Raw genomic sequence first — 2535 nt, 5'->3', positions numbered from 1 at the left:
CTCCCATGCCCGGTACTTTTTGATTGACAAAAAGTCTAAAAGTCTTACCCAACAAGGTTTTTAGATTTATTCAGCAAATCCTAGCTAAGGGAGTTAATCTTAGCCTAGAGTAGATACTGCTGGCATTTTATACTTTAAAAGACTCGAAAGAGGTTACATTGGACGGTATAGGTCTTTTAATCGCTCTTTTTCTGCGTGATTGTCGATCTTGAATCAAATCTCGGTTTTCCTCGAGGAAAGAAATTAACTGATCATCAGGGATTTCTCGGAACTCGCCAGTTTTCAATAAAACAGTAGCCATGGTAAATCGAACTCCTGAATATTCGTCTCGATCGCTATGAAAGCAGATCCTGTCTTGATCATATATCTATTTTTGCTTTATTCCAATAGAGCGATCGCTAAAGAATGATAAAGTAGTTGCTAAAATATCTAATAGAGATCTGTGTCACCCGAATATTCGTCTCGATCGCTATCATAGCAGCCCTCTGCTAACAGGGAGTTCCCTAGAGTTAAAGAAATCACCACTTAGGGGTATATTCATTGCCTTTATTCCTGGGATTTTTTCGGCCACTGCTGACGGCGATAACTGCTATACTGCCCATGAATATTGACCAGATAGGGAACTAGATAAGTCAGTGATGCCGCCAGCCAGCGATCGCTTGTCATGCGCCCGTGCATTATAGCATAACCGTGGTTAATTGTCAATAAAATCGTCCCCACTACCACAGCCACTTTTATCCCGGTGGGAGCAAATTGGGAGGACAATAAAGCCCGAAAATAGCCGATAACTCCTTTCATTGCCTATAAATCGCACTCTATCAGGCGAGTAAAACAAAAAGTCACCATTTTTAACCCGTAGGGAGACTTCCACCAGAGAGCGGGAAAACAACCTTGAGGAGCCGCTAGACTAAAATCCCAGTGATCATAATCATCGATACGCCACTCATCTTTGTCGCGCCATCCTACCAATTCCCCAAATTTTCTAATCGTTTCCGCGTCTTGGGTACGCAGGGTGTTAATACTACCGCCGGCGGCAAAATATAACTTCACCTGATTGCTAAAACCGAAATGATCGCCGCTATAATTTTTCCAAAGGCGATCGAGTACCCGAATCACATTAACGGGAAACCTCATCATATCCTCTGGGGTTAAAGTATCGCGGGTTCTGCCGGCAGCTTCGAGGATAACTCGGAGAGTTTCTGCGTCTGCTTCCCTAAAGTTCCCCTCAGCTAGGAATTGCTGTAATTTACCATAGCGCTCGATGTCTGGTACTAACATCTGCCGCGCTTCGATGAGGGCAACCCGTTCGGTTAAAGATTGCAATTGAGCTAAAATATCCTGAAGTTGGGCGTTAATATCTGACATAAATGTAAAGGGGGTTTGTTGACTGCAAAAATTACCGATTTATCGGCAGAATAATTATTGATTTACCGCTTCTAATCGCGACTTAACAAAGCGATTCATCCATGCTTCTAGATAGATGCGATTGGCTTTTTGTTCTTTTAAATCTGTGGTAGTTAAAGGATAAGGTGCTAATCCTTGAATGGCTGCCGTTGTCACACAAAACATCGACTTTTGAAAAGTTTCGCAGATCTGGACTAATAAATCTTCCTCTTGACGAAAACTCTTTTTATAAATGTCGTGCAGATAATCTGGTAAAAAGTGACGCATATCCTGCATTAATAGTGTGGGAGGAATCCCTGCACCTCCGATGGGTAAAGGATCCGCATACAAAGCACCATAGGCAAACATTCCCTGATCGTAGGGAATTTGATAGGCTTGGGCATTATAGGAAATTGTACCGGGGAAAGGTGTTCCGCGAAAGAAAACCGCCTCAACGTAGGGGATTGCCGTATCCGCAAGAAAGGTTAATCCTGCCGATTTGGGGATCAGATCATAGGTTTGTCCTTTGATTTTTACCTGATAGATAATTGGTTTACTAGCATTATCAACTAAATTTTTCTTAATGTGTGCCACCACTTCGGGAATATTGGTAATTTTTCCAGCATCGTAGAGATCGGATAAACTTAAAAAAGTATCGGCCATAATTCGCCAAAATTGACCTAAACCGCTATAGTAGGCCATCATCCGCATTTGTTCTGGCAAAAATTCAGGAAAGGCTTTATTTAAAATTAAAACTAGGGGATTATTCCTAAATTTGGCTTGAATAACCTTGGCTGTCACTTCCCGAAAAGCGGCACTATCTACATAACTATCTAAACCACCCCCACCATGCCAAAACATGGCTTTCATACAGTATTCAGCATACTCAAAATTAATGCGATCGTGCCACCAGTGTTGTAGTAATTTCTGCCAAGATACTTGACCATTAAAATATTTAAAGAAGGGTAAAAAAACCAAAAACTGATTTTCCGCAATATAAATTAAATTTTTGGAATAAGCATCTAACACCACTCCGTAACTTTTCAGGATACCCACTACCTCGATCAAATTCTGGGGAGTATCTTTTAACAATGCTTCCCCAGCCGTGAGACGATCAATATAGGATGCTAGGGGATGAGAGGAGGACTTGAC

3 protein-coding genes are annotated in these 2535 nt (G+C 41.6%); all 3 read right to left on the bottom strand.

The window, feature by feature from the left end:
- Positions 1–546: 546 nt before the first annotated feature.
- Positions 547–798 (bottom strand): nitrate/nitrite transporter NrtS, encoded by a 252-nt coding sequence (gene nrtS / locus IQ242_RS22220; RefSeq protein ID WP_193961437.1) that lies wholly within the window; start codon positions 796–798, stop codon positions 547–549.
- A 3-nt stretch (positions 799–801) separates the two neighbouring features.
- Positions 802–1365: a GUN4 domain-containing protein gene (locus tag IQ242_RS22215; RefSeq protein WP_185237355.1), complete on the bottom strand. Its 564-nt coding sequence runs from the start codon at positions 1363–1365 to the stop codon at positions 802–804.
- Positions 1366–1419: 54 nt separating this feature from the next.
- Positions 1420–2535, bottom strand: a 1116-nt coding sequence (locus IQ242_RS22210; protein ID WP_193961436.1) for a CO2 hydration protein, incomplete at its 5' end; no start/stop codon positions are given.

Origin of the sequence: Microcystis sp. LEGE 08355 (assembly GCF_015207185.1) — a bacterium.
Taxonomy (GTDB): domain Bacteria; phylum Cyanobacteriota; class Cyanobacteriia; order Cyanobacteriales; family Microcystaceae; genus Microcystis; species Microcystis panniformis.
This window is presented reverse-complemented; position numbering and strand designations above follow the sequence as displayed.

Bases quoted from the DNA above. Each gene is read 5' to 3' on its own strand.
- IQ242_RS22215 (WP_185237355.1), bottom strand. From the start codon at position 1,365: ATGTCAGATATTAACGCCCAACTTCAGGATATTTTAGCTCAATTGCAA.
- nrtS (WP_193961437.1), bottom strand. From the start codon at position 798: ATGAAAGGAGTTATCGGCTATTTTCGGGCTTTATTGTCCTCCCAATTT.